This is a genomic window from Pseudomonas sp. 20-5, from assembly GCF_056782835.1.
On the sequence record NZ_CM165584.1, the window covers coordinates 307,791 to 333,003 of the forward strand.

The window sequence follows — 25,213 nt, forward strand, 5'->3', positions numbered from 1 at the left end:
CGTCCTGACGGCGTCGGGAGCGCCATCAGAACCCGTCCCCTTCCTCAGCGCAAGCTTTCGGCGCCGACGCCTCGCGCCTGCCGCTCGGCGAACAGTGCCGCATAGCGCCGCGGGTCGAAGCGCAGGCCCAGTCCCAGCAGCAGCGCCGCCACCGCGGTCAGTCCGAGCCAGGCGCCGGTGAAGCTGCCGAGGCTGTCGCGCAGCAGCCCGGCGATCCACGGCGAGACCCCGGCGATCAGGTAGCCGGCGCCTTGTACCAGGGCAGCCAGTTGACCGGCGCGTTGCGGCGCGTCGAAGTGGTCGAGGCAGACGATCAAGCCCATGGGGAACAGCCCGCCGATGCCCAGTCCGAGGCACAGCGCCCAGAGCAGCGGCAGGCTGGCCGGCGCCCAGGCGAGGCCGAGGAAGCCGGCCAGCATCAGCGCCGTTAGCCCGACCAGCACCGGGCGGCGATCCCGCGAGCGGCTGGCCAGGGCCGGCGCGAGCAACCCGGAGAGCACCTCCATGGCCGTCAGGAAACCGAGCAGCAACCCGGATTCCTGGGCGCTCCAGCCCTGTTCCAGGTAATAGGGTGCGAGCCAGGCCAGCACGCAGGTGTAGCAGGCCGTGCCGAGGCCGAAGAACAGGACCAGCAGCCAGGTCCGCGGATAGCGCAGGAGGCTCCTGCCCGGCTGCGCGTCGGGCAGGCGCAGGCGGGTGCCGGGTTGCAGCCACCAGGCCAGCAGCGCGAGCGCGGCGAGCGCCGCCCAGGCACCGAGGCCGAGCCGCCAGCCGGCGTGCTCCGCCAGGGTCGGCGCGGCGCTGGCGGACAGCGCCGCGCCAGCCATGATGGCGGTGACGTAGAGCCCCATGCAGAGCGGCGTGCGCGCGCCGAAACGGGCCTTGATCAGGGCCGGCATCAGCGCCTGGATCAGGGCGATGCCGAGACCGGCGAGCATGGCGCTGCCGAGCAGGTCGGGCAGGCCTCGGCTGCCCAGGCGCAGGGCGCTGGCGGCGCCGATCAGCAGCAGGGCGAGGGCCACCGAACGCCACTCGCCGACGCGGCGGGCGATGCCCAGGCCGAAGAACATGCCGAGGCCGAGGGTCAGCACCGGCAGGGCGGTCAGCAGCGAGACGTCGCCGAAGCTGAGCGCGATCTCGCCGCGCATGGCGTTCAGCAGTGGGCCGACGGCGGCCATGGAGGGCCGCAGGTTGAGGCCGACCAGGACGATGGCGGCCATCAGCCAGAGGGTGCGGCCGGGTGGGTTGGCAGTGGGCATGGCGATCTCCTTTCGGGAGCACCATTGCGCCTGCGCCAGGGCGTGGCGGCAAATCAAAATCCGCAGGGCGGATTCGAAAAAATGCGCTGGCCAGGGAGTCGGGGCGGACGCTGGCGCAACGTTGCGAGTCGCGAGGTTATCCGCCCCGTGCGGCGCGTGGCCTCACTCCGCACTCAAGCGCATCAGGCTTTCGCTCAGGGCACGCGCGTGGCGGTCGACGATGATCGGCGCCCAGGGCCTGCCGGAAGCGCTGACCAGCGCGCTGCTCTTGCTGTTCAGGTCGCGCAGGGCCTGGCTCAGGTACTCCCAGCGGTTTTCCAGTTTCTTCAGTCCCGCCGGGTTGGCGCTTTGCGCCACCAGCAGGGCGATGCGCCGGTCGATCAGCGGGACCAGCACGCTCTCGTCCTGGCCGAGATAGTCCCGGGGCTGCTCGCGGGCAGTCTCCAGCCCGCCCAGGTAGGCGCGCGCCAGGTATTGCAGGGACAGGTACTCGACCCGCACCGGCAACTGCCAGAGCGGCAGGGGCTGGCCTGGCGGGGGCGGTGGCACCTGGCGTTCCACCAGGTTGAGGAAGTCACGCAGGGCGCGGCTCAGTTGCTGCGGGTAGCGCCAGGGCAGGTCCTCTTCGCGGGGGCCGTAGGCCGCGCCTTCACGGATGCGCGCCACCAGCGTCTTTTCGTCTTGCCGCAGGAGCACCCCCTCGGGGGCGGCGGCGAGCGCGCGGTCGAGGCTGGCGAGGTCCTTCTCCAGTTGCGCCGCGTGCTGTTCCTGGAAACCCTCGCCGCGCAGCAACAACAGGCTGCCCACCGCGCGACAGGCCTGGACCTGCAGTTGTTGCAGGGCGCGTTGCTGGTCGTCGAGGGCGGCGCGCGCCGGCAGCACCAGCAGCAGGCAGTAAAGACAGAGGACAGCGGGAAGCGCGGGACGGAGCATGGGGAGATCCTGTTGTTGTCGTTATGGATATCCGCACCGAGGGCAGGTGCCCTGCACACGGTAGCCGGCCATGGCGCGCCTGCAAGCGTTCGAAAGTGTGATTCGCGCTCAGCCGTGGGTGGCCGCGCGCAGGCCAGCGAGGTCGAGAATCTCGATGCCGCCGTAGCTGAGCTGGAGGATGCCCTGGGCTTCGAGGTCCTTGAGGATCTGGTTGGTGGTCTGCCGTGACAGCGACAGCATCAATGCCAGCTGTTCCTGCGGCAGGTGCAGGACCTGCCGGCTGCGGCTGTTATCGTAGCCCTCGGCGAGCATCAGCAGGCGCCGCGCCAGGCGTTGTGCGGCCGGCAGCAGGGCCATCTCTTCCAGGGCGATGAATGCCAGGCGCAGCTTGTGGCTCATCAGCAGGGCCACGTCGCGCCAGTAGTGCGGCTCGCGGCGAAGCAGTTCGAGCAGCGCCGCCTGCGGCACCTGGAGTAGCTGGGTGTGGCCTTCGGCGTAGGCGTCGTGGGTGCGCGCCTGGCCGTCGAACAGGGCGATCTCGCCGAACCAGTGCGGCGCTTCCACCAGGATCAGCAGCGCCTCCTTGCCGTTCTCGCTGACCGCGCTGATACGGATCGCGCCCTCGACCACGCAGTACAGTCCGCAGGGCGCGTCGCCGCGGGCGAACAGGCGCTGGCCCGGCGGCAACTGGCGCGGTTGGGCGAGTGCCAGCAGGTGCGTCTGCAAGGCCTCCGGCAAACCCTGGAACCAGCGGCCGGCCTGGAGTTGCGAACGGTAGTCGGTACGCTCGTTCATGTTTGTCGTCTAGCTGACAGAGTGGAAAACCGGGGCGGCGCGATGATGCGAGAACCCTGGCGTGAGACCACAACAATGAAAACCCTAGTCGATCACCTTGCGCAATACGCCGCCTACCACCGCGACCGGCGCAACATCTTCAGCCATTTCATCGGCATTCCGATGATCGTCCTCTCCATCGCCGTGTTGCTGGCGCGGCCGGCGCTGGGGTTCGGCCTGTCTCCGGCGCTGCTGCTGGCGCTCGCCGCGGCGCTGTTCTACCTGCGCCTGGACCTGCGCTTCGGCGTGGCCATGACGGCGCTGCTGGCGCTGACGGTGTGGGGCGCTGCGCAATTGGCGGCGGGGACTACCGCGGCCTGGCTGGGCTGGGGCGTCGGCCTGTTCGTGGTCGGCTGGATCATCCAGTTCGTCGGTCATTACTACGAAGGGCGCAAGCCGGCCTTCGTCGACGATCTCAGCGGGTTGATCGTCGGTCCGCTCTTCGTGCTGGCGGAACTGGCCTTTCTGCTGGGGCTGCGCGGCGACGTGCAGCGCGAGGTCGAGGAGCGCGCCGGCCCGACCTGCATTCGCGAGCACAAGCGGGCGGCGTGAGGCGGTCTCCCGCGAGCGCGGGAGACCGGGGTGGGAGCGTTACTTGCGATCCGCAGCGATGCGCTGGCGGATGTGATCGGCGCGGGCCTGGGAGCCCGGGTGCGAATCGAACATGCTGCTGTCGCCGCCGCCCAGCTTGGCCAGCTTCTCGAAGGCGGTGACCAGGCCCTGGGTGTTCACTCCGCGCTTCTTCAGTAGCTCGTAGGAGAAATCGTCGGCGTCGGATTCCTGGGACTGGGAGAACTGCGCGTTGACCAGCGATTCGGTGAGTTCGCCCAGCTGGGAGCCGGACAGGGCGGCCAGCGCGCCGCTCTTCGAGGCGCCGGCGGCGCCGCGCACCGCGGCGGCCGCGTAGGCGGTCTGGGCGGCCTTGCGGGTGTGGCCGAGGGCGACGTGGCCCATCTCGTGGCCGAGTACGCCTTCGATCTCGTTGTCGCTCATCAGCTCCATCAGCCCGCTGTAGACGCGGATGCAGCCGTTGGCCATGGCCCAGGCGTTGACCTCCTCGGTGAGGTAGACCTTGTAGTTCACCGGCACGCCGTCGATCTGGTCGCCCAGGGCCTTGGCGATCTTGTCCAGGCGCTGGCCGTACTTGCTGTTGGCCGGGGCGATGCGGTTTTGCTGGTCGGACTCGGCGCAGGCCTGGTCGGCGACCTGGCGGACCTCGGCGTCGCTCAGGGTTGCAGCCTTCACCGCCATCATGCCGTGCTGCATGAGGTCCCCCTGGGGCAGGTTCTGGCAGCCGGCCAGGGTGGCGCAGGCGAGGGCCAGGGCGGAAAGGGAAAGACGGGTCTTCATCGTGTGCTCCTTGCGATAGGTGGCGTTCCGTGCCGGACGGGCGTGTTCCGCCCGGTGCCGCGCGCCCGGTGGGGGTCGCGCGGCGGCGGATGATAGCGACTTGTGCCGTTCGTCGGAAGTCCCGCGAAGGCCGCAGGCCCGCCCTGGCGGGTGCGCAATGCGTCCCTGGCGTCAGTGGAAACCGCGCCAGGCGAGGTCGGCGCCGAGCAGCAGGAGACCGACGAAGAAGCAGCGCCTGAACAGCGTCGCGCTGATCCGCTGGCGCAGCCACTGGCCGAGGAGCATCCCGCCCAGCGCCGGGACCAGGGTCAGCAGCGAGGCGCCGAGCATCTGCGGTTCGAGCAGGTCGCCATGCACGCCGAGAGTGACCGCCAGGGCCAGGGTCGAGGCGCTGAACGACAGGCCGAGGGCCTGGACCAGTTCGTCGCGCTGCAATCCTAGGGCTCCCAGGTAGGGCACCGCGGGAATCACGAAAATCCCGGTGACCGCGGTCAGCGCGCCGGTCGCCAGCCCGACCAGCGGGCCGGCCCAGGGCTCGTGGCGTGCCGGCAGGTGCAGCGGGATCGCGGCCAGGCCGAGCAGCGCGTAGGCCGCCAGGGCCAGGCCGAGCACGCCGGTGGCCTGCCTTGGTGCGTCGCCGCCGAGCCATGCGCCGACCAGCAGGGTGCCCACGATCACCCCGAGCAGCAGGCCGGCCAGGCGCTTCATCAAGCCGAGGAAGCGCGGGCCGCAGGCGAGCTGCCAGAGGTTGGTCACCATCGACGGCACGATCAGCAGCGCCGCCGCCTGCATCGGCGGCATGGCCAGGCCGAGCAGGCCCACCGAGACCGTCGGCAGGCCCAGGCCGACCACGCCCTTGACGAAGCCCGCGAGAAGGAAGGTGAGGGCGATCAGTGGGATCAGGGCGTGGAGGTCGACGGACATGCGGGTTCTTCCTTGTCTCGGGCTGGCGCGAACGGGCGATGGCGGCCAGTATCTCTCGTCGTCGACAGGCAATGTTTCATCCGGAGGTGAAGCATGCAATTCAATCCCGGCTTCAGTTCGCTGGCGGCGCTGCTCGCCGATCCCGGCCGCGCGCAGATGATCTGGGCACTGATGGATGGCAGCGCCCGCCCGGCCAGCGAGCTGGCGCTGCTGGCGGGCGTCTCGCCGTCCTCCGCCAGCGGCCACCTGGGACGGCTGGTCGAGGGCGGCGTGCTGAGCCTGGAGGCGCGCGGGCGCAATCGCTTCTATCGCCTGGCCGGGCCGGAAGTGGGACAGGCGGTGGAAGCGCTGGCCAGCGCCTCCCTGGCCCTGCAGCCGCAGCGGCGCAGCCTGCCGCCGAGCCACGGCACGCCGTCGGCGTTGCGCGAGGCGCGGACCTGCTACGACCACCTGGCCGGCGAACTCGCGGTCGGTGTGTTCGCACGGATGCTGGATGCCGGCTGGATCGAGCAGGAGGGCAGGACGCTGCGCCTGAGCGCGACCGGCGAGGCCGGGCTGGCCAGGTTGGGAATCGACCTGGCGGAGGTCCGCCGCCGCCGTCGGCAGTTCGCCTGCGCCTGCCCCGACTGGAGCGAACGCAAGCCGCACCTCGGCGGCGCGCTGGGGGCGGCGTTGCTGGAGGCCTGTCTGCGCCAGGGCTGGTTGCGGCCGCAGGACGGCTCGCGGGCGTTGCAGGTGTCGTCGAAGGGCCGCGCGGGACTGCGCGGCCTGGCGGAGCGCACGGCGGGCTGAACCCGCCGCGGGATCAGAGATTGGCCACCGGCTGGAAGGCCTTCGGCTTGAAGTAGAGGGTCTCGCCGCGGGCCAGGCCGGCCAGGCTGTCGTGGTCCTTCACCACTTCGGCTTCGATCAGTTCGTCCTGGCCGTCGACCTTCAGCGTTACCCGGGTGATCGCCCCCAGCGGACGGATGTCGCGGACCTCGGCGGCGCGGTGCTCGGCCACCGCGGAACGCGACAGCGACACTTCGTGGGGGCGGAACAGCAGGTGCTGGTCGTTGCCCAGTTGCAGGCGGTTGGAGTCGCCGAGGAAGTGGTAGACGAAATCGCTGGCCGGGTTCTCGTAGACCTCGCCGGGCGAGCCGATCTGCTCGATCACGCCCTTGTTCATCACCACGATGCGGTCGGCCACTTCCATCGCTTCTTCCTGGTCGTGGGTGACGAACACCGAGGTCAGGTTGATCTCCTCGTGCAGGCGCGCCAGCCAGCGGCGCAGCTCCTTGCGTACCTTGGCGTCGAGGGCGCCGAAGGGTTCGTCGAGGAGCAGGATCTTCGGCTCCACCGCTAGCGCGCGGGCCAGGGCGATACGCTGCCGCTGGCCGCCGGAGAGCTGCTCGGGATAGCGGTCGGCGAGCCAGTCGAGCTGCACCATGTTGAGCAGCTCGTGGACCTTGGCCTTGATCGCGGACTCGCCCGGCCGCTCGCCCTTGGGCTTCATGCGCAGGCCGAAGGCGACGTTGTCGAACACCGTCATGTGGCGGAACAGCGCGTAGTGCTGGAAGACGAAGCCGACGTTGCGGTCGCGCACGTCGTGCTGCGAGACGTCCTCGCCATGGAACACGATGTTGCCGGCGTCCGGGGTTTCCAGCCCGGCGATGATCCGCAGCAGGGTGGTCTTGCCGCACCCGGAGGGGCCGAGCAGGGCCACCAGCTCGCCGCTCTGGATATCCAGGTTGATGTTGTCCAGGGCCTTGAAGGCGTTGAAGTTCTTGCTGACGTTACGGATTTCGATGCTCATGGTTCATTCCTCGTCAGCATTGCTTTTCAGTCGGGACATGCGGGATTCGCTCCACTGCTTGAGCAGAAGGATGACCAGCGCCATCAGCAGCAACAGGCTGGCGACGCTGAAGGCGGCGACATGGTTGTATTCGTTGTAGAGGATCTCGACGTGCAGCGGCAGGGTGTTGGTGACACCGCGGATATGCCCGGAAACCACCGACACCGCGCCGAACTCGCCCATCGCCCGCGCGGTGCAGAGCACCACGCCGTAGATCAGGCCCCACTTGATGTTCGGCAGGGTCACGTGCCAGAACATCTGCCAGCCGTTGGCGCCGAGCAGGCGGGCGGCTTCCTCCTCCTGGGTGCCCTGCTCCTGCATCAGCGGGATCAGTTCGCGGGCGACGAAGGGCACGGTGACGAAGAGGGTCGCCAGGACGATGCCGGGCACCGCGAAGACGATCTGGATGTCGTGGTCGCTCAGCCATTCGCCGAAGTAGCCCTGGGCGCCGAACAACAGCACGTAGATCAGGCCGGCGATCACCGGCGAGACCGAGAACGGCAGGTCGATCAGGGTCACCAGGATGCTCTTGCCGCGAAACTCGAACTTGCTCACGCACCAGGCGGCGGCGACACCGAACAGCAGGTTGAGCGGCACCGAGATGGCCACCGCGATCAGGGTCAGCTTCAGCGCGGCCAGCGCGTCGGGTTCGAGGATCGCCTCGAAGAAGGTGCCGAAACCCTGCTTCAGCGCCTCGCTCAGGACCACGTAGAGCGGCAGCAGGAGGAACAGGGCGAAGACCAGCCAGGCCAGGACGATCAGGGCCAGGCGGCCGCCGGCGTTGCCGCGGCGGGAGGCGCTGGCGGTGGCAGCGGAAATGCTTGCACTGGACATGGCGCCCTCCTTACGGGGTTTCGATGCGACGCTGCAGCAGGTTGATCAGCAGCAGCAGGATGAAGGACACCACCAGCATCAGCACGCCGATGGCGGTGGCGCCGGTGTAGTCGTACTGGTCCAGCTTGACCATGATCAGCAGCGGCAGGATCTCGGTCTTCATCGGCATGTTGCCGGCGATGAAGATCACCGAGCCGTATTCGCCGACGCCCCGGGCGAAGGCCAGGGCGAAACCGGTCAGCCAGGCCGGCAGCAGCGCCGGCACGAGGATATGGCGGAACACCTGCAGCGGCCTGGCGCCGAGGCAGGCGGCGGCTTCCTCGACTTCCTTGGGAATGTCGGCGAGCACCGGCTGCACCGTGCGGACCACGAACGGCAGGGTCACGAAAGTCAGCGCCAGGGTGATCCCCAGGGGGGTATAGGCGATCTTGAAGCCGAGGTCGCTGGCGAACTGGCCGACCAGGCCGGCCGGCGCATAGAGCGCGGTGAGGGCGATACCGGCGACGGCGGTGGGCAGGGCGAAGGGCAGGTCGATCATGGCATCGATGATCTTCCGTCCGGGGAATTCGTAGCGCACCAGGACCCAGGCCAGCAGCGTGCCGATCAAGCCGTTGAGCACGGCGGCGGCGAGCGCGGTGCCGAAGCTCAGCTTGAGCGCGGCGAGCACCCGCGGCGCGCTGATGATGGCCCAGAATTGCTCCCAGCTGAGCTGGGTGGTCTTGAGGAACATGGCCCCCAGCGGGATCAGGACCAGCAGGCTGAGGTACACCAGGGTGTATCCCAGGGTCAGCCCGAAGCCGGGTATGACCGGGGAAATGCGTCGTGACATGTTCTGTCCTTACTCTGCGTTGGAACGCTTGGTGGCTCTCCCGGTGCCGGTTCCTTCCGGCAGTGGGCCCGGTACGGGACCGGGCCTGCTAGCCCCCTCGCCCGTCCGGGAGAGGGTCTGGGAGAGGGGCCGTGGTTCGGGCGACGGGTCTGCCGTCGCGATCATTGCGCCTGGTAGATCTGGTCGAAGATGCCCCCGTCGTTGAAGAACTTCGGCTGGGCCGTCTTCCAGCCGCCGAAATCGGAGTCGACGGTGACCAGGTTCAGTTTCGGGAACTGCGTGGCGAACTCGGCGGCGACCTTCTGGTTGCGCGGCCGATAGAAGTTCTGTGCGGCGATGCGCTGGCCTTCCTCGCTGTACAGGTATTGCAGGTAGGCCTCGGCGACCTTGCGGGTGCCTTTCTTCTCGACCACCTTGTCGACCACCGCGACCGGCGGTTCGGCGAGGATGGAGATGGAGGGTACGACGATCTCGAAGTTTTCCCCGCCCTGTTCCTTCTTCGCCAGGAACGCCTCGTTCTCCCAGGCCAGCAGCACGTCGCCGATCTGGTTGTTGACGAAGGTGATGGTCGAGCCGCGGGCGCCGGTGTCGAGCACCGGTACGTGCTTGTACAGCGCCTGCACGTAGTCCTTGGCCTTCTCGTCGCTGCCGTACTGCTTCTTCGCCCAGGCCCAGGCGGCGAGGAAGTTCCAGCGCGCGCCGCCGGAGGTCTTCGGGTTCGGCGTGATGACTTCCACGCCTTCCTTGGTCAGGTCGCCCCAGTCCTTGATTCCCTTGGGGTTGCCCTTGCGCACCAGGAACACGATGGTCGAGGTGTAGGGGGTGCTGTTGTCCGGCAGGCGTGCCTGCCAGTCGGCCGGCAGCAGCTTGCCGAGCTTGTGCAGTTCGTCGATGTCGCCGGCCAGGGCCAGGGTCACCACGTCGGCCTTGAGCCCGTCGATCACCGCGCGGGCCTGCTTGCCGGAGCCGCCGTGGGACTGCTGGACGGTCAGGTCCTCGCCGCCCTGGGCCTTCCAGTGCTTGATGAAGGCCGCGTTGTAGGCCTGGTACAGCTCGCGGGTCGGGTCGTAGGAAACGTTCAGCAGTTGCGTGGCTGCGGCAACCGGGCCGGAGACCAGGGCGCTGGCGAGTGCGGCCAGGGCGAAATGACGAAGGGACATGTGCAGCTCCTAGGTGTGTGCTGTTTCGATTGTTCTAATGGGGTGTTGGCGGAACGACGGGAACACGGGGCGTCAGGCGCGCATTCGCGGCCGACAGCTGCAGTACCGGTGCGGATGGGGTATCGAACGGATGTTCATGGCGAGACGCCTCCGGTGGTCCAGTCGGGTCGTGTGCTTCAGGCCTGCTTGACGGCCGGTTGCTGCAGACGGAATTTTTCCTTGCGCTCGATCTGCACCACCTGGCCGTTGTGCACGGTGATCTCGACGGCGCCGAAGCGAAGGCCGCGCAGGGCACTCTGGATTTCACGCAGGATGGTGGCTTCGTCCTGGCCATCCAGGCTTCTGAGGGTTGCGCTCATGGGTCTCTGCTCCTGTGGCTCGAGGTGCCGCGTTGCTCGACGAAGTGGAGGCGGCGTGAGGCGCATAGTAAGCAGTGGGCAATATTCTTAAAAATATTGTTTAAGAATCTTTATAGGTAAAGTGGTTATAAGACGGCGAAGCGGCCCGGCTTCGCCGCCAGGCTCAGTCTTCCGGCAACGCCACGGGCGGCAGGTCGAAGCGCAGCGCTTCCGCCGGTTGCGGCCGTCCGTACCAGTAGCCTTGGCCGAAGTCGCAGCCATGTTCGCGCAGGAACAGCGCCTGGTCCTGGTGCTCGATACCCTCGGCAACCACCCGCAGGCCCATGCTTTGCGCCAGGGCAACGATCGCACGGGCGATCGCGGCGTCGTCCACCGCGCCGGGCAGGCCGGCGACGAAGCCCTGGTCGATCTTCAGCTTGTGTACCGGCAGCCGCTTGAGGCGCATCAGCGAGGAATAGCCGGTGCCGAAGTCGTCGATGGCCAGGTTCACGCCGAGGATGCGCAGGCGGCAGAGCAGGTTGAGGGACTGCTCGAAGTCCTCCATCACTGCGCTTTCGGTGACTTCCAGCTCCAGGTAGCGGGGCTCCAGCCCGGACTCTTCCAGGGCGTTGGCGATCCTTTCCTCCAGGCCGCCGCGGTTGAACAGCCGGCTGGAGACGTTGACCGCGACGAACTCCAGTTCGACGCCGCGCTGTTGCCATTCGCGCATCTGCCGGCAGGCCCGCTTGAGCACCCAATTGTCCAGCGCGGCGATCAGCCCGCATTCCTCCGCCACCGGGACGAACTCGCCTGGCGGCACCAGGCCGCGCTCGGGATGCTGCCAGCGCACCAGCGACTCGACGCCGACGATCCGCCCGCTGGCCAGGTCGTGCACCGGCTGGTAGTGGACGCGCAGTTCGTCGTGATCCAGCGCATGGCGCAGGGCCGATTCCACCTGGACATGGGCGCGGGCCCGGGCGGTCAGCACGCGGGTGTAGAAGGCGTAGGCGTTACGCCCGCTGTCCTTGGCCTGGAACAGCGCGGCGTCGGCATGCTGCATCAGGTGGTCGACGTCGCTGGCGTCTTCCGGGTAGAGGCTGACACCGAGGCTGGCGCTGATATAGATCGGCTGGCAGTGGATGTCGAACGGCGCGTTGAAACCGTCGAGTATGCGCTGCGAGAGTCGCGCGACGGCTTCCGGGTCGTCGTTCTCGACGAGGATGGCGAATTCGTCGCCGCCCAGTCGCGACAGCAGGCAGCGCTCGTCGAGCTGGTGTTGCAGGCGCTTGCTGACCTCCTTGAGGAGCATGTCGCCAGTTGTATGGCCGAGGCTGTCGTTGATGTGCTTGAAGTGGTCGAGGTCGATCAGCAGCAGGGCCCCGGCCACCGTCCGGTCCTTGCCGTTCTCCAGCGCCTGCTCGATGCGCTCGCGCAGCAGCACGCGGTTGGGCAGGCCGGTCAGCGAGTCGTGGTGGGCGAGGAAGTCCAGCTCGTTCTCCGAGCGCTTGATGCTGCTCAGGTCGGAGAACACCCCGACGTAGTGGGTCAGTTGGCCCTGGTCGTTGCGCACCGCGCGGATGTGCAGCCACTGCGGGTAGATCTCGCCGCTCTTGCGACGGTTCCAGATCTCTCCGCTCCAGACGTCCTGCTCGCGCAGGGCCAGCCACAGGCGCTGGTAGAACGCCTGGTCCTGGCGGCCGGAGCGGAGGATCGCCGGGGTCTTGCCGAGCACGTCCTCGGAACGGTAGCCGGTGATGCGCTCGAAGGAAGGGTTGACGTGCACGATCACCGCCTGGGCATCGGTGACCAGAACGCCCTCGCGGGTGCTGTCGAATACCGCCGCGGCCTGGCGCAGGTGGTCTTCCTTGAGCCGCTGCAGGGTGATGTCGCGGGCCACGCCGGTGTAGTGCAGCGGCTTGCCCAGGGCATCGCGGAGGACCCGGCCGCGCGAGTGGATCCAGCGGTAGTCGCCGTCCTTGTGGCGCAGGCGGTAGATGTGGTCGAGATTGTCGGTCAGGCCCTGCAGGTGGTTGCGGTGGGCCTCCAGCACGGTGGCGTACTCTTCCGGGTGCAGGCGCTTCTTCCAGGTCTCGATGGGGTCGCCGAGTTCCTCCGGGGCGAGGCCGATCAGCGCGGCGTAGCCCGGCGAGACGAACATCCGGTCGGTCACCAGGTCCCAATCCCAGAGTCCGTCGCGCACCGCTTCCAGGGCACGGTTCAGGCGCTGCTCGCTGCCGTGCAGTTCGTCGTAGGCCTGGGCCTTGCGGCGAAACTGGCGTACCAGGTAGAGGTACAGGAGCAGGCCGGTGGCGGCGAAGAAGAACAGCCGCTTGGCGGTCATCCAGAACACCAGCTGGTCGTGGTCCTGGACCTGGTTTTGTAACAAATGATCGCTCAGGAACGCCCAGGCGATGGCGATTGCGAGATAAGCCAGGCTCAGGCGAAGGGCACTCAGGCGGGGGCTCATGGGATTTTCAGTGGGCAATTATTGGCCGGGCAGTATAAATGATGGCCATCCGGCCCTGTTCATATCTAAAAGAACGGATGGTAATCCCCAGCCGCTTGGTGATAATGCCCCCAGGTTTTGTCAGACAAGGCCCTCATCACTCCCAAATCCCCCCGAGGTTCAGTACCGCCTATGTGGTTCAACGGTTTTCTCGACCTGTCGCCCTGGCAACTGGTGGCAGTTACCCTGGTGCTGACGCATATCACCATCGTCAGCGTGACCGTCTACCTGCATCGCTATTCCGCCCACCGTGCACTCGACCTGCACTCTGCGTTGCAGCACTTCTTCCGTTTCTGGTTGTGGTTGACCACAGGGATGAACACGCGCGAATGGACCGCGATCCACCGTAAGCACCATGCCAAGTGCGAGACCGTCGAGGATCCGCACAGCCCGGTGCACAAGGGCCTGTTCACCGTCCTGCGCGCAGGCGCTGAGCTGTACAAGGCCGAGGCGAAGAACCAGGACACCCTGCGCATCTACGGCAAGAACTGCCCGGACGACTGGATCGAGCGCAATCTCTACTCGCGCTTCCCGATCGGCGGCGTGGTGCTGATGGCGCTCATCGACCTGGCCCTGTTCGGCGCCCTTGGCCTGACCGTCTGGGCCGTGCAGATGGTATGGATTCCGTTCTGGGCCGCCGGCGTGGTCAACGGCCTCGGCCACGCGGTCGGCTATCGCAACTTCGAATGCCGCGACGCCGCCACCAACCTGGTGCCCTGGGGCATCCTCATCGGTGGCGAAGAGCTGCACAACAACCACCACACCTACCCGAACTCGGCCAAGCTGTCGGTGAAGAAGTGGGAATTCGACCTGGGCTGGGCCTGGATCAAGCTGTTCAGTTTCCTGCGCCTGGCCAGGGTCGCCCGGGTCGCGCCGATCGCCCATCGGGTCGAAGGCAAGCACAGCCTGGACATGGATACCGCCATGGCGATCCTCAACAACCGCTTCCAGATCATGGCGCAGTACCGCAAGCTGGTGATCGCGCCGCTGGTCAAACAGGAAGTGGCCAAGGCCGACGAGTCGGTGCGCCACCTGTTCCGCCGCGCCAAGCGCCTGCTGTCGCGCGAGACCAGCCTGCTGCAGGACCGCCACCACGTGCGCATCGACTCGATGCTCGCCCACAGCCAGGCGCTGAAGGTGATCTACGAGAAGCGCCTGGCGTTGCAGCAGATCTGGGCCAAGACCAGCGCCAACGGCCACGACATGCTGGCGGCGATCAAGGACTGGGTGCATGAGGCGGAAGCCAGCGGTATCCAGTCGCTGAAGGAGTTCGCCGCGCAACTGAAGACTTACTCGCTGCGTCCCGCCTGACGCCTGGCGCGCCCTCGCGGGTGCGTCAGCCGCCTCTGCAACGCGCCGGCTCCTGCCGGCGCGTTGCGTTTCGGCGTCGCCAATGCGACGCCCCGCCGATACTTCTCTTCCTCCGCAAGTCGACTTGCCCGATCCGGGATTCAGCCCGGGCGGCGCCCGGCCTATCTTCGGCGTGCCCAGGCGCCACGCCGGGCGTCACGCAGAACAACAAGAAAAGGAGCGCGGGCGATGTTGCTGGATTACCTGATCATGCTGGTCTACGCCCTGGCCATGCTGGGCCTGGGCTGGTACGGAATGCGCAAGGCGAAGAGCCAGAGCGATTTCCTCGTCGCCGGACGCCGCCTCGGCCCCGGCCTCTACCTGGGGACCATGGCCGCGGTGGTGCTCGGCGGCGCGTCGACCATCGGTACGGTCAAGCTCGGCTACCAGTTCGGCCTGTCCGGCTTGTGGCTGGTGTTCATGCTCGGCCTGGGGATCATCGTCCTCAGCCTGGTGTTCTCGCGGCAGATCGCGCGCCTGCGGGTGTTCACCGTGACCCAGGTGCTGGAGCAGCGCTACCAGGCCTCCTCGCGCCTGATCGGCGGGGTGGTCATGGTCGCCTACGACCTGATGGTGGCGGTCACCGCGACCATCGCCATCGGCTCGGTCACCGAGGTGGTATTCGGCATCCCGCGGATCCCGGCGATCCTCTGCGGTGGCGGGATCGTCATCGTCTATTCGGTGATCGGCGGCATGTGGTCCCTTACGCTGACCGACATCATCCAGTTCGTGATCAAGACCGTCGGTATCTTCCTGGTCCTGCTGCCGTTGTCGATCGACGGCGCCGGTGGCCTGGCGCGCATGCAGGAGGTGCTGCCGGCGGGCTTCTTCGACCTCGGCCACATCGGCCTGGATACCATACTCACCTACTTCCTCCTGTACTTCTTCGGTGCGCTGATCGGCCAGGACATCTGGCAGCGGGTGTTCACCGCGCGCAGCGAGACGGTGGTGCGCTACGCCGGGCTTGGCGCCGGCGTCTACTGCATGCTCTACGGCGCCGCCTGCGCGCTGATCGGCGCGGCGGCGCGGGTCCTCCTGCCGGACCTGGCGGTGCCGGAGAACGCCTACGCCGAGATCACTCGCGAGGTACTGGCGCCGGGCCTACGCGGCCTGGTGGTGGCGGCCGCGCTGTCGGCGATCATGTCCACCGCCAGTGGGTGCCTGCTGGCGGCGGCCACCGTGCTGCAGGAAGACATCTACGCGCGCTTCCTGCGCCCCGGTACCACCAGCGACATCCGCCTGAGCCGTTGCATCACCCTGCTGATGGGCGTGGCGATGCTGGTCCTGGCGTGCCTGGTCAACGATGTCATCGCGGCCCTGAGCATCGCCTACAACCTGCTGGTCGGCGGCCTGCTGGTGCCGATCGTCGGCGCGCTGCTGTGGCGTCGGGCCAGTCCGCAGGGAGCGATCGCCAGCATCGTCGCCGGTTGCCTGGCGGTGATCGTCTGCATGGCCCGCGACGGCCTGCTCGCCAACTCGCCGATCGTCTACGGCCTGCTGGCCAGCCTGGCGACCTTCGTCGCGGTCAGCCTGGCTACCCGTCCTGCCGCCAGCCTGCGAGCCCAGCCGGAATGAACTCACCGCGCCGGGCGGCGCCCGGCGCTTTCTTCCCGCCACACGGAGACGCCCCATGTCGAACGACCATCCGCAGCCCCTCGACGCCGCCGAGATTCCACGCTTCGCCGGTATCCCGACCTTCATGCGCCTGCCGGCGTTCACCGACCCGGCGGCGCTGCAGGTCGGCCTGATCGGCGTGCCCTGGGATGGCGGCACCACCAACCGCGCCGGTGCCCGCCATGGCCCGCGCGAGGTGCGCAACCTGTCCAGCCTGATGCGCAAGGTGCATCACGTCAGCCGCATCGCGCCCTACGACCTGGTGCGGGTCGGCGACCTCGGTGATGCGCCGGTGAATCCCATCGACCTGCTCGATTCGCTGCGCCGCATCGAAGGCTTCTATCGCCAGGTCCATGCCGCCGGTACCCTGCCGCTGTCGGTCGGTGGCGACCACCTGGTGACCCTGCCGATCTTTCGCGCCCTGGGTCGCGAGCGGCCGCTGGGCATGGTGCATTTCGATGCGCATTCCGATACCAACGACCGCTACTTCGGCGACAACCCCTACACCCACGGCACGCCATTCCGCCGAGCCATCGAGGAAGGCCTGCTCGATCCGCTGCGCACGGTGCAGATCGGCATCCGCGGCTCGGTGTATTCGCCGGACGACGACGCTTTCGCCCGCGAGTGCGGCATCCGCGTGATCCACATGGAGGAGTTCGTCGAACTGGGCGTCGAGGCGACCCTGGCCGAAGCGCGGCGGGTGGTGGGCGCCGGGCCGACCTATGTGAGTTTCGACGTCGACGTGCTCGACCCGGCCTTCGCGCCCGGCACCGGCACCCCGGAGATCGGCGGCATGACCAGCCTCCAGGCCCAGCAGCTGGTCCGCGGCCTGCGCGGGCTGGACCTGGTCGGCGCCGACGTGGTGGAAGTCTCGCCGCCGTTCGATGTCGGCGGCGCCACGGCGCTGGTGGGGGCGACCATGATGTTCGAGCTGCTCTGCCTGCTTGCCGAGTCGGCCGCGCGAAGCGCCTGACGGCGTTCCGCCGGCCCGGCTTTGGCGCTATAACGAAGGCGGACCGAACGCCATGGGGGCGGGAATGCTGGGCAACCTCAACGACATCGACCTGCGCATGCTGCGCACCTTCTGCGCCATCGTCGAGGCCGGCGGCTTCACTGCCGCCCAGGCGCGCCTGAACACCAGCCTGTCGCGCCTGAGCGTGCTGGTGCGCGACTTGGAGGTGCGCCTGGGCTATTCCCTGTGCCGGCGCGGCAACGGCGGTTTCCAGTTGACCGAGGAGGGGCAGGAGCTCTACGACGCCGCGCTCGGCCTGTTCAGCGACATCGCCCGTTTCCGCGAGCAGGTCCGTGGCCTCGGCGGGCGCGATCGCGAGGCGTTGCACCTGGGCTGCGTCGATGGCGTCATCGGCCAGCATTGCCTACCGTTGCCGCTGGCCATCCGGCTGTTTCGCCAGCGCGCCCCGGAGGTGCTGCTCAAGCTGCACACGCGGCGTCCCGACGAACTCGAGCACGCGGTGCTGGAAGAGCGCCTGCAACTGGCGGTGGGGGCCTTCCACCACCGGTTGTCCGGGCTCTACTACCAACCCCTGTTCCGCGAGGAGCAGAACCTCTATTGCGGCAGCGCGCACCCCTTCTTCGCCCGGGCGGACGACGAACCGGCGCTGGACGAGATCTGCGCCGCCGACTATGTCGGCCGCGGCTACATGGCGGAAAACCACCGCCCGCACGACCTGCGCTTCAACCAGGGAACCGACGCCTACACCATGGAGGCCATCGCTACCCTGGTCTTCAGCGGTACCTACATCGGCTACCTGCCGACGCACTATGCCGCCACCTGGGTCGCCGAAGGGCGCATGCGGGCGATCCGGCCACGGCAACTGGCCTACGACTCGGAATTCCATTGCATTACCCGCCAGGGACACGAAGAACGACCGACCCTGACCCTGTTCCTGCGCTCGCTGTTCGAGGCGCAGAAACAACTGGGCGTGCAGGCTCCGGCGAATACGAACGGCATCGCTCGGCAATTGTGACCGAGCGCACTGGCTGGAGCCTTTCCCTGCCGTTCGGCGGGCATTTCTGTATCGCCGCGACCCCTGCGCTAAGTTGGCGGTCGAACCCGTTCCGCGAGCAGAGCGACGATCCATGGACGACCTAACCGGCATTCCCGAAGACCCGCAGGAGGCCGCGCTGGCCTTGCTGCACAGCCGTGCCGAAGTGGCCCGGCTGAAGGAGCGCGAGCAACTCTTCAGCGCCTTGCTGGCCAGCGTCAACTCGGTGCTCTGGGCCTACGACTGGCAGAACCGGCGAATGGTCTACGTCAGCCCCGCCTACGAGAAAATCTTCGGCCGTTCCGCGGCGCTGCTGCTGGCGGACTACGAGGAATGGCGCAACAGCATCTACCCGGACGACCTCGACTACGCCGACAGCAGCCTGCTGCAGGTGCTCGAACGTGGCGCCGTGGAACAACGCGAATACCGCATCGTGCGTGGCGACGGCGAGGTCCGCTGGCTCAACGACAAGTGCTTCGTCAGCCGCCAGGGCGAGGCGGGACTGCCGCTGATGGTGGTGGGCATCGCCGAGGACATCACCGACAAGAAGCACATGGAGAGCGAGCTGCAACGGCTGGCCACCACCGATGTGCTGACCCAGAGCAGCAACCGTCGCTATTTCTTCGACAGTGCCGAGGCGGCCTTCAAGGAGTGTCGCCGCGAGGGGATACCGTTGGCGTTCCTGCTGCTGGACGTCGATGACTTCAAGAAGATCAACGACCGCTTCGGCCACCAGGTCGGCGACCAGGTCCTCCAGCGTATCGCCCAGAGCGGCAGTGCCGCGTTGCGCCGTGGCGACCTGTTCGGGCGGATCGGCGGCGAGGAGTTCGCCGTGCTGCTGCCCGGCTGCGACGAGCAGACCGCGCGACAGATCGGCGAACGCCTGCAGCGCGAGGTGCAACGCCTGCGCTTCCAGGAGGGCGAACAAAGCTTCGGGATCACCGTCAGCCAGGGCCTGACGGTCCTCCAGGCTGATGACGAGGGGCTCGGTGCCCTCTACAGCCGGGCCGACGCCGCGATGTACTCGGCCAAGCGCCAGGGCAAGGACTGCATCGTCGTGGGCTGACCGCTGGGCAAACGTTTCCGTTTTGTCGACGGCGCCACGGAATACCTCTTTGGGGAGGCGACCGGCAGGCTGCGGCTGCGGTACAATATTCCTTAAAGCTATTAAATACGAATAATTAATTCTTTTTAGGTTTATTGCGGATATTTTACTGTTTATTACCCACGCGCTATAAAGCGCAGGAAATAACGATTTTCTGAAACGTGGCGGTAACTCGCCAGAAAGGAAGCTGTAATAGGCGGTTTTCTGCCGATACCCTCCGGCCCGTCAGCCGGGAGAAGGGCAGGAAGCCCGAGAGGACGCGAAGGCGGAGCCCGATGGAAAGATTGGCTTACAAATTGCCTTCACTGGCGGTGGGTCGAGACACCCGCCGCACAATAACAAGACACGAGTACACCCATGCACACGCTTCCGTTCGCTGCCTCCCTGCCTGCTTGCCTGCCCCGTCGTTCCATCGTCGCGGGTTGCGCCGTTTCCTGATCCATCGAATGCCGAGTTTCGCGCGCGCCATCTTCCGGGATGGTTCGGCGCTCAGTGTTTCAACGACCGGTCGGGCCCACGCGTTCCACTTCCCCCGACCGGAAGACAATTAGCAATACCAATGGGGAAAAGACCAATGAAGAGTCGCAAGATCAACAAGTCACGACTGGCCCTGGCCATCACTGCCGGTACCCTCGGTGCCCTGGCGCAACAGGCGGTCGCCGCCGGTTTCATCGAGGACAGCAAGGCATCGCTGACCCTGCGCAACTTCTACATCAATACCGACAACCGCAATGGCAGCGCCTCGCCGAGCAAGCAGGAAGAGTGGGGCCAGGGCTTCATCCTGAATTACCAGTCGGGCTTCACCCAGGGCACCGTCGGCTTCGGCGTCGACGCGCTGGGCCTGCTCGGCGTGCGCCTGGACGGCGGCGGCCGTGCCGGCAAGAGCGGCCTGGACCGCCAGCCGGGCACCGTGTTCCCGCTGGAAAGCAACGGTGAGCCGGTGCACGACTTCGCCAGCCTGGGCCTGACCGCCAAGGCCAAGGTGTCCAACACCGAGTTCCGCTACGGCACCCTGCAGCCGAAGCTGCCGGTGGTCACCTACAACGACGGCCGCCTGCTGCCGGTCACCTTCGAGGGCGGCCAGGTCACCTCGACCGATCTCAAGGACTTCACCCTGGTTGCCGGCCAACTGGAGCACTCCAAGGGCCGTAACTCCACCGACAACCGCAGCCTGAGCATCGCCGGCGCCAACGGCAGCAGCGCCAGCTCGCGCGACAGCAACAAGTTCTACTACGCGGGTGGCGACTACAAGGTCAACAAGGACCTGACCCTGCAGTACTACTACGGCAACCTGGACGACTTCTACAAGCAGCACTTCCTCGGCCTGATCCACAACTGGCAGATTGGCCCGGGCGTCCTGAAGACCGACCTGCGTGCCTTCGACAGCAGCTCCGACGGCAAGAACGGCAGCCGTTCCGGCCGTGCCGACGGCTACGTCAGCAGCGGCTACTACGGCAGCGGCGTGACCAAGGGCGAAGTCGACAACCGCGCCTTCAGCGGTCTCTTCACCTATACCGTCAGCGGCCACAGCATCGGCGCCGGCTACCAGATCCTCAACGGCGACAGCGACTTCCCGTTCCTGAACCGTGGCGATGGCGAAGGTTCCACCGCGTACCTGATCACCGACGTGCAGATCGGCAAGTTCCAGCGTGCCGGCGAGCGCACCTGGCAGGTCCGCTACGGCTACGACTTCGCCACCGTCGGCGTGCCGGGCCTGACCTTCAACACCATTTACCTGAGCGGCGACAAGATCAAGACCGCCCGCGGCGACCAGAGCGAGTGGGAACGCGATATCTCCCTGGCCTACGTGATCCCGGACGGCACCTTCAAGGGCCTGGGCTTCACCTGGAAGAACGCCTCCTTCCGCAGCGGCCTGCCGGCCGCCGGTTCGAGCAACAACCAGCGCGACCAGGACGAGAACCGCCTGATCGTCAGCTACACCCTGCCGCTGCTGTAAGCTCCGGCCGGACAGGAAAAAGCCCGCGTCCTCCTGGAGGACGCGGGCTTTTTTCATTCATGGCGCCACTCGGCGTGCCGGGCCGGCCAGGGCGAACAGCGCCGCGGCTGGCCATCCGCCCTGCGGGATGCCCGTCAGGCCTTGCGCGGCGCCGGTTGCTGCTGGGTGATGCAATGGATGTTGCCGCCGCCGAGGAGGATCTCGCGCCCCGGGACCATCACCACCTCGTGCTCGGGGAACACCCGCTGGAGTATCGCCCTGGCCTCGGCGTCCTTGGGATCGTCGAAGCTTGGCGCGACGATGCCGCCGTTGACGATCAGGAAGTTCACGTAGGAGCCGGCCAGGCGAATGGAGGGATCGCGCGGCTGGCTGCCCTCGACGATATCCACGCCGTCGCACTCTTCCTGGGTCGCGTACAGCGGGCCGGGGATCGGCATCTTGTGCACCACCAGCTTGCGTCCCTTGGCGTCGCGGCTTTCTTCCAGCACGCGGAGGGCGGCCTGGCAGCGCAGGTAGTTCGGGTCGTCCTGGTCGTCGGTCCAGGCCAGCAGCACCTCGCCGGGACGCACGTAGCAGCAGAAGTTGTCGACGTGGCCGTCGGTCTCGTCGTTGTAGAGGCCGTTCGGCAGCCAGATGATGCTGTCCACCGCAAGGTAGTCGCGCAGGGTCCGCTCGATCTCCGCCTGGCTCAGGTGCGGGTTGCGGTTGTGGTTGAGCAGGCATTCCTCGGTGGTGATCAGCGTGCCTTCGCCGTCGACGTGGATCGAGCCGCCCTCGAGGACGAAGTCGTCGGTGCGGTAGCGGGCGCGCCGTTCGATCTCGAGGATCTTGCGTGCCACCTGGTCGTCGCGCTGCCAGGGGAAGTACAGGCCGCCTTCGAAGCCGCCCCAGGCGTTGAAGCCCCAGTCGACGCCGCGTACATCGCCCTTGTCGTCGATGACGAAGGTCGGGCCGGTGTCGCGGACCCAGGCATCGTCGCTGCTGATTTCCACGACGCGGATGTTGCCGTCGTCGAGGCGTGCGCGCGCGTTCTCGTACTGCCCGGCGCTGGCGCAGACGGTGACCGGCTCGAAGCGCGCGATGGCCTTGGCCACCGCGGCGAAGGCCGCCTGGGCCGGCTTGCCGCCGTTGCGCCAGTTGTCCGGGCGTTCCGGCCAGACCATCCAGGTCTGCTCGTGGGGTTCCCATTCGGCGGGCATGCGGAAGCCGTCGGCGCGTGGGGTGCTGGTCGGGTTGCTCATCGCTGCTCCTGAAATCGTTGCTATGCGCGGCGGACGCCGGCGCGGAATGCGCGGGGCGTCCCCGCGCGGATCGTTTCCCGAGGCCTCAGGACTCCAGCGAACCGTCCAGGGTCTTCAGCGGACCGTAGAGGTTCGGCCGGCGGTCGCGGAACACGCCCCAGGCGCTGCGGGTGCGCTCCAGCGCATCGAGGTCGAAGGTGTGGACAAGGATACCTTCCTCGGTGCGGTTCAGCTCCTCGACTTTCTCGCCGAACGGGTCGGCGATGAACGAAGAACCATAGAAGGTGATGTCGTAGCCATCCTGCTCCTCGCGGCCGATGCGATTGGAAGCCACCAGCGGCATCAGGTTGGCTCCGGCATGGCCTTGCTGCACGCGCTGCCAGTGATCGCGCGAGCTGATGCTGGCGTCGTGCGGTTCGCTACCGATGGCGGTCGGGTAGAACAGGAGTTCCGCGCCGAGCAAGGCCATGCTGCGCGCCGATTCGGGGAACCACTGGTCCCAGCAGATACCGACGCCGATCCTTGCGTAGCGGGTCTGCCAGACCTTGAAGCCGGTGTCGCCCGGATTGAAGTAGTACTTCTCGTGGTAGCCCGGGCCGTCCGGGATGTGGCTCTTGCGGTAGACCCCGAGGTTGCCGCCATCGGCGTCGATGACCGCGATGCTGTTGAAGCGGGCGCGCCCGGCGCGTTCGAAGAAGCTGATCGGCAATACCACCTGCAACTCCCGGGCGAGGGCCTGGAAGTGGGCGATGGCGGCGTTCTCCTCGACCGTGGTGGCCAGCTGCAGGTAGTCCGGGTTCGGCTTCTGGCAGAAGTAGGGGGTCTCGAACAGTTCCTGGATCAGGATGATCTGCGCACCCCTGGCGGCGGCCTGGCGCACCAGTTTCTCGGCGCGGGCGATGTTCGCCGGACGATCCCAGGAGCAGGCCATCTGGGTGGCGGCGACGGTGACGTTGCGGGTCATGGAGCACCTCGTGTGCTGGCTCGGATGGCTGCCGGGCTTGGCGGCGGCCGGTTGTGGGTCGGGCGGGCGGGAACGGGGTGTCGCGCCCAATCGAGTGATGGGCGGATTTATATCCGATAAAAATCGGACTGTGAAGCGGTTTAAGAGGGTTTTATGGATTTTCTATCGATTTAAATCGGATATAAATCCGGATAATGGTTCGCTACGCTTTTCCAGGATCGGCGGCAGGTAGAGCCCCAGGTAGGCGTCGAACACCCGCATGCCTTCTTCCGCCAGGCGTGCGTCGATGATCCCGTGACGCTGGACCGACAATGCGTAGACGCGATCGCCTAGCTCCATGGCCAGGCTGAAGATCTCGATATCGGTCGGCAGCGGTGGCAGCAGGAAATGCCGCTCGAACAGGGCGCGCATGGCCTGGCCGAGTTGCACGTCATGCTGGCGATCGGCCTGGGTGACTTCGGCCAGGCCGTGGCTGGCGAGAATCAGTTGGCGGGCCGCCGCGTCGCGGGCGTAGACCGCCAGCATGCGCTCCTCGACGATCCGCGACAGGTCGCGCCAGCAGCGCAGGCCTGCATGGTCCACCGGCTGTTCGAGGCACGCGCGGAAGGCGGCGTGGACCTCGCCGGTCAGCCCCTGGAGCAGGGCCGGCACGCTGGGGAAGAAGTGGTAGACCGACGATGGTGGCATTTCCGCGCGTTCGGCCACGCTGTAGATGGACAGGCCGCCGATGCCTTCGTCGGCGAGCAGGTCGCGGGCGGCGTCGAGGATCGCGGCGATCCGGGCCTGGCTGCTGGCGCGGGGCTTGCGGGTGGGCGAGGTGGGCTGCATGTGGCGGGTCTCCGGGCGTGAGCGGCTATTGGACGCCAGCTCACGCGACCGGGGCAAGCCGCTCAGTGGCTGGCGCCGCGGAAGGCCTTCCAGATCTCGTCGACCACCGGCCGGAGCTTTTCCGGCGGCGTTTCCAGGGCGAACAGGCGGCGGCTGGTGTCGCGGTCCGGATACAGGCCCGGTTGCTGGCGCAGGGCGGGATCGAGGAAGCCGGCGGCGTCGGCGTTGCCGCTGGGGTAGAGGGTGGCGGCGGTGATCTGTGCGGCGATCTTCGGTTGCATCAGGTAGTCGATGAAACGGTGCGCCTCGCGTGGATGCTGGGCGCCGGCCGGGATCACCAGGTTGTCGATGAACAGCACCGAGCCTTCCTGCGGTACCTCGAAACTTACCGGCTGGCCCGCCTTGGCCGCGCGCAGGGCGTCGCCGACCCAGGCCATGGCCAGGCAGAGGCGACCGCCTTCGAGGTCGGCGATGTAGCGCTCGCTGTCGACGTAGCGCAGGTTCGGTCGCAGTCCGTGCAGCGCCTCGGCGGCGCGGCGTACCTGGCTCGGCGCAGTACGACCGAGGTTGCGGCCCTGGTAGTTGAGGAGGATCGCCAGGGTTTCGTCCGGCGCGTCCAGCAGGCTGATGCCGCAGCTTTTCAGGCGCTGGCTCTGGCTGGTGTCGAACAGCAGGCTCCAGCTGTTGGGCAGCGGCCCGCCATAGGCGGCTTCGGCCTGCGGGGTATTGATGGCCAGGCCTACGGCACCCCATAGATAGGGGACGGCGTGGCGATTGTCAGGATCGACCGCGGCCAGTTTGCTCAGCAATTGACGGTCGAGATGGCTGCGGTTGGGCAGCTGGGTGAAGTCCAGCGGCCGCAGCAGGTTGTCCTTCAGCAGGGCCGGCAGGGTGTCGTGGGAGGGGACGGCGACGTCGATCGCCTCGCCACTGCGCAGCGCCTTGTCCAGTTCCTCGGCGGTGGCGAAGGTGTGGTACTCGACGCGGATGCCGGTGTCCTTCTGGAAGGACTCGAGCACCTGCGGGTCGATGTAGTCGTTCCAGTTGTAGACGCGCAGGGTCTCCTCGGCCTGGGCCAGCCAGGGTGCGAGGGCGAGGAACAGCAGGGCGGAAAGGCGGGGCATGGAATCTTCTCGCTGGACGGAACGGAGCGGACGATGGTGCCGGAGCCAGGCGGCAGAGGCATTGATGCAGGCCAGCATCGAGTCTGGCGGGAGGCGTGGCGGCAGGCTGTGCCGTGGCGCACATTTCCCGGTTCCGAGAAAAGGACCGGGGCGGTTTCCCAGACACAGACGCCCCCGCGTTGAGTGTCTGCGAAACCGCCCCGGATTTCGCTGCGTACGGCGC

At 67.3% G+C, this 25,213-nt stretch carries 23 protein-coding genes; 8 read left to right on the top strand and 15 right to left on the bottom strand.

What is annotated here, in order from left to right; translation table 11 throughout:
- Positions 1 to 44: 44 nt before the first annotated feature.
- The 3 genes from AC1RB9_RS01410 to AC1RB9_RS01420 all read right to left on the bottom strand — a co-directional run bounded on the left by AC1RB9_RS01410 (position 45) and on the right by AC1RB9_RS01420 (position 2,987).
- Positions 45 to 1,259, bottom strand: a complete 1,215-nt coding sequence (locus tag AC1RB9_RS01410; RefSeq protein WP_003459191.1) for a cyanate transporter — start codon at positions 1,257 to 1,259, stop codon at positions 45 to 47.
- Positions 1,260 to 1,421: 162 nt separating this feature from the next.
- Positions 1,422 to 2,192 carry a hypothetical protein gene (locus AC1RB9_RS01415; protein ID WP_003107718.1) on the bottom strand — a complete coding sequence of 257 codons (771 nt, stop codon included), beginning with the start codon at positions 2,190 to 2,192 and terminating at the stop codon, positions 1,422 to 1,424.
- Positions 2,193 to 2,300: 108 nt separating this feature from the next.
- Positions 2,301 to 2,987 carry a Crp/Fnr family transcriptional regulator gene (locus AC1RB9_RS01420; protein WP_003107720.1) on the bottom strand — a complete coding sequence of 229 codons (687 nt, stop codon included), beginning with the start codon at positions 2,985 to 2,987 and terminating at the stop codon, positions 2,301 to 2,303.
- 75 nt (positions 2,988 to 3,062) lie between these two features.
- Between AC1RB9_RS01420 and AC1RB9_RS01425 the strand changes: the two genes are divergently transcribed.
- The gene (locus tag AC1RB9_RS01425) at positions 3,063 to 3,578 is read left to right on the top strand and encodes an Mpo1 family 2-hydroxy fatty acid dioxygenase (RefSeq protein ID WP_003107722.1); all 516 of its coding nucleotides are present in this window, start codon (positions 3,063 to 3,065) and stop codon (positions 3,576 to 3,578) included.
- Positions 3,579 to 3,617: 39 nt separating this feature from the next.
- Here the strand turns inward: AC1RB9_RS01425 and loiP are convergent, their stop codons facing one another.
- Positions 3,618 to 4,376: a metalloprotease LoiP gene (gene loiP / locus AC1RB9_RS01430; protein ID WP_003084230.1), complete on the bottom strand. Its 759-nt coding sequence runs from the start codon at positions 4,374 to 4,376 to the stop codon at positions 3,618 to 3,620.
- Positions 4,377 to 4,547: 171 nt separating this feature from the next.
- A complete protein-coding gene (locus AC1RB9_RS01435) occupies positions 4,548 to 5,300 on the bottom strand; it encodes a sulfite exporter TauE/SafE family protein (RefSeq protein ID WP_003459202.1) in 753 nt (250 codons plus the stop codon).
- A 93-nt stretch (positions 5,301 to 5,393) separates the two neighbouring features.
- On the opposite strand from AC1RB9_RS01435, the gene AC1RB9_RS01440 reads away from it, so the two are divergent.
- The gene (locus AC1RB9_RS01440; protein ID WP_003104488.1) at positions 5,394 to 6,092 is read left to right on the top strand and encodes an ArsR/SmtB family transcription factor; all 699 of its coding nucleotides are present in this window, start codon (positions 5,394 to 5,396) and stop codon (positions 6,090 to 6,092) included.
- A gap of 13 nt (positions 6,093 to 6,105) precedes the next feature.
- On the opposite strand, the gene AC1RB9_RS01445 is transcribed toward AC1RB9_RS01440, so the two are convergent.
- From AC1RB9_RS01445 to AC1RB9_RS01470, 6 genes are all read right to left on the bottom strand, one after another.
- Positions 6,106 to 7,095 carry a sulfate/molybdate ABC transporter ATP-binding protein gene (locus AC1RB9_RS01445; protein ID WP_003104490.1) on the bottom strand — a complete coding sequence of 330 codons (990 nt, stop codon included), beginning with the start codon at positions 7,093 to 7,095 and terminating at the stop codon, positions 6,106 to 6,108.
- Positions 7,096 to 7,098: 3 nt separating this feature from the next.
- The gene (gene cysW, locus AC1RB9_RS01450) at positions 7,099 to 7,968 is read right to left on the bottom strand and encodes a sulfate ABC transporter permease subunit CysW (protein WP_003084239.1); all 870 of its coding nucleotides are present in this window, start codon (positions 7,966 to 7,968) and stop codon (positions 7,099 to 7,101) included.
- 10 nt (positions 7,969 to 7,978) lie between these two features.
- Positions 7,979 to 8,797: a sulfate ABC transporter permease subunit CysT gene (gene cysT, locus AC1RB9_RS01455; protein WP_003084241.1), complete on the bottom strand. Its 819-nt coding sequence runs from the start codon at positions 8,795 to 8,797 to the stop codon at positions 7,979 to 7,981.
- 161 nt (positions 8,798 to 8,958) lie between these two features.
- Positions 8,959 to 9,957 (bottom strand): sulfate ABC transporter substrate-binding protein, encoded by a 999-nt coding sequence (locus AC1RB9_RS01460; RefSeq protein WP_003459204.1) that lies wholly within the window; start codon positions 9,955 to 9,957, stop codon positions 8,959 to 8,961.
- A gap of 176 nt (positions 9,958 to 10,133) precedes the next feature.
- Positions 10,134 to 10,316, bottom strand: a complete 183-nt coding sequence (gene oscA, locus AC1RB9_RS01465) for a sulfur starvation response protein OscA (protein WP_003084246.1) — start codon at positions 10,314 to 10,316, stop codon at positions 10,134 to 10,136.
- Positions 10,317 to 10,479: 163 nt separating this feature from the next.
- Positions 10,480 to 12,762: a putative bifunctional diguanylate cyclase/phosphodiesterase gene (locus tag AC1RB9_RS01470; RefSeq protein ID WP_003162102.1), complete on the bottom strand. Its 2,283-nt coding sequence runs from the start codon at positions 12,760 to 12,762 to the stop codon at positions 10,480 to 10,482.
- A gap of 171 nt (positions 12,763 to 12,933) precedes the next feature.
- Between AC1RB9_RS01470 and desA the strand changes: the two genes are divergently transcribed.
- From desA to AC1RB9_RS01500, 6 genes are all read left to right on the top strand, one after another.
- Positions 12,934 to 14,112: a delta-9 fatty acid desaturase DesA gene (desA, locus tag AC1RB9_RS01475; RefSeq protein ID WP_003459205.1), complete on the top strand. Its 1,179-nt coding sequence runs from the start codon at positions 12,934 to 12,936 to the stop codon at positions 14,110 to 14,112.
- A 228-nt stretch (positions 14,113 to 14,340) separates the two neighbouring features.
- Entirely contained in the window at positions 14,341 to 15,726 is a 1,386-nt protein-coding gene (locus AC1RB9_RS01480; protein ID WP_003144950.1) for a sodium:solute symporter family protein, read from the top strand.
- 55 nt (positions 15,727 to 15,781) lie between these two features.
- Positions 15,782 to 16,738, top strand: coding sequence for an agmatinase (gene speB, locus AC1RB9_RS01485; protein ID WP_003112934.1), 957 nt, complete (start codon positions 15,782 to 15,784; stop codon positions 16,736 to 16,738).
- 52 nt (positions 16,739 to 16,790) lie between these two features.
- A complete protein-coding gene (locus tag AC1RB9_RS01490; protein WP_003128540.1) occupies positions 16,791 to 17,753 on the top strand; it encodes a LysR family transcriptional regulator in 963 nt (320 codons plus the stop codon).
- A gap of 112 nt (positions 17,754 to 17,865) precedes the next feature.
- On the top strand, positions 17,866 to 18,837 hold the full coding sequence (locus AC1RB9_RS01495) for a GGDEF domain-containing protein (RefSeq protein ID WP_003084261.1): 972 nt from the start codon (positions 17,866 to 17,868) through the stop codon (positions 18,835 to 18,837).
- A gap of 613 nt (positions 18,838 to 19,450) precedes the next feature.
- A complete protein-coding gene (locus tag AC1RB9_RS01500) occupies positions 19,451 to 20,833 on the top strand; it encodes an OprD family porin (protein WP_009875698.1) in 1,383 nt (460 codons plus the stop codon).
- A gap of 134 nt (positions 20,834 to 20,967) precedes the next feature.
- Here the strand turns inward: AC1RB9_RS01500 and aguA are convergent, their stop codons facing one another.
- From aguA to AC1RB9_RS01520, 4 genes are all read right to left on the bottom strand, one after another.
- Positions 20,968 to 22,074, bottom strand: coding sequence for an agmatine deiminase (gene aguA, locus AC1RB9_RS01505; RefSeq protein ID WP_003459210.1), 1,107 nt, complete (start codon positions 22,072 to 22,074; stop codon positions 20,968 to 20,970).
- 85 nt (positions 22,075 to 22,159) lie between these two features.
- Positions 22,160 to 23,038: an N-carbamoylputrescine amidase gene (gene aguB / locus AC1RB9_RS01510; protein ID WP_003111119.1), complete on the bottom strand. Its 879-nt coding sequence runs from the start codon at positions 23,036 to 23,038 to the stop codon at positions 22,160 to 22,162.
- Between the two features lie 162 nt (positions 23,039 to 23,200).
- Complete coding sequence (locus tag AC1RB9_RS01515) at positions 23,201 to 23,866, bottom strand: TetR/AcrR family transcriptional regulator (RefSeq protein WP_003162098.1); 666 nt, start codon at positions 23,864 to 23,866, stop codon at positions 23,201 to 23,203.
- A 62-nt stretch (positions 23,867 to 23,928) separates the two neighbouring features.
- Positions 23,929 to 24,990, bottom strand: a complete 1,062-nt coding sequence (locus tag AC1RB9_RS01520; protein ID WP_003162097.1) for a polyamine ABC transporter substrate-binding protein — start codon at positions 24,988 to 24,990, stop codon at positions 23,929 to 23,931.
- Positions 24,991 to 25,213 lie beyond the last annotated feature (223 nt).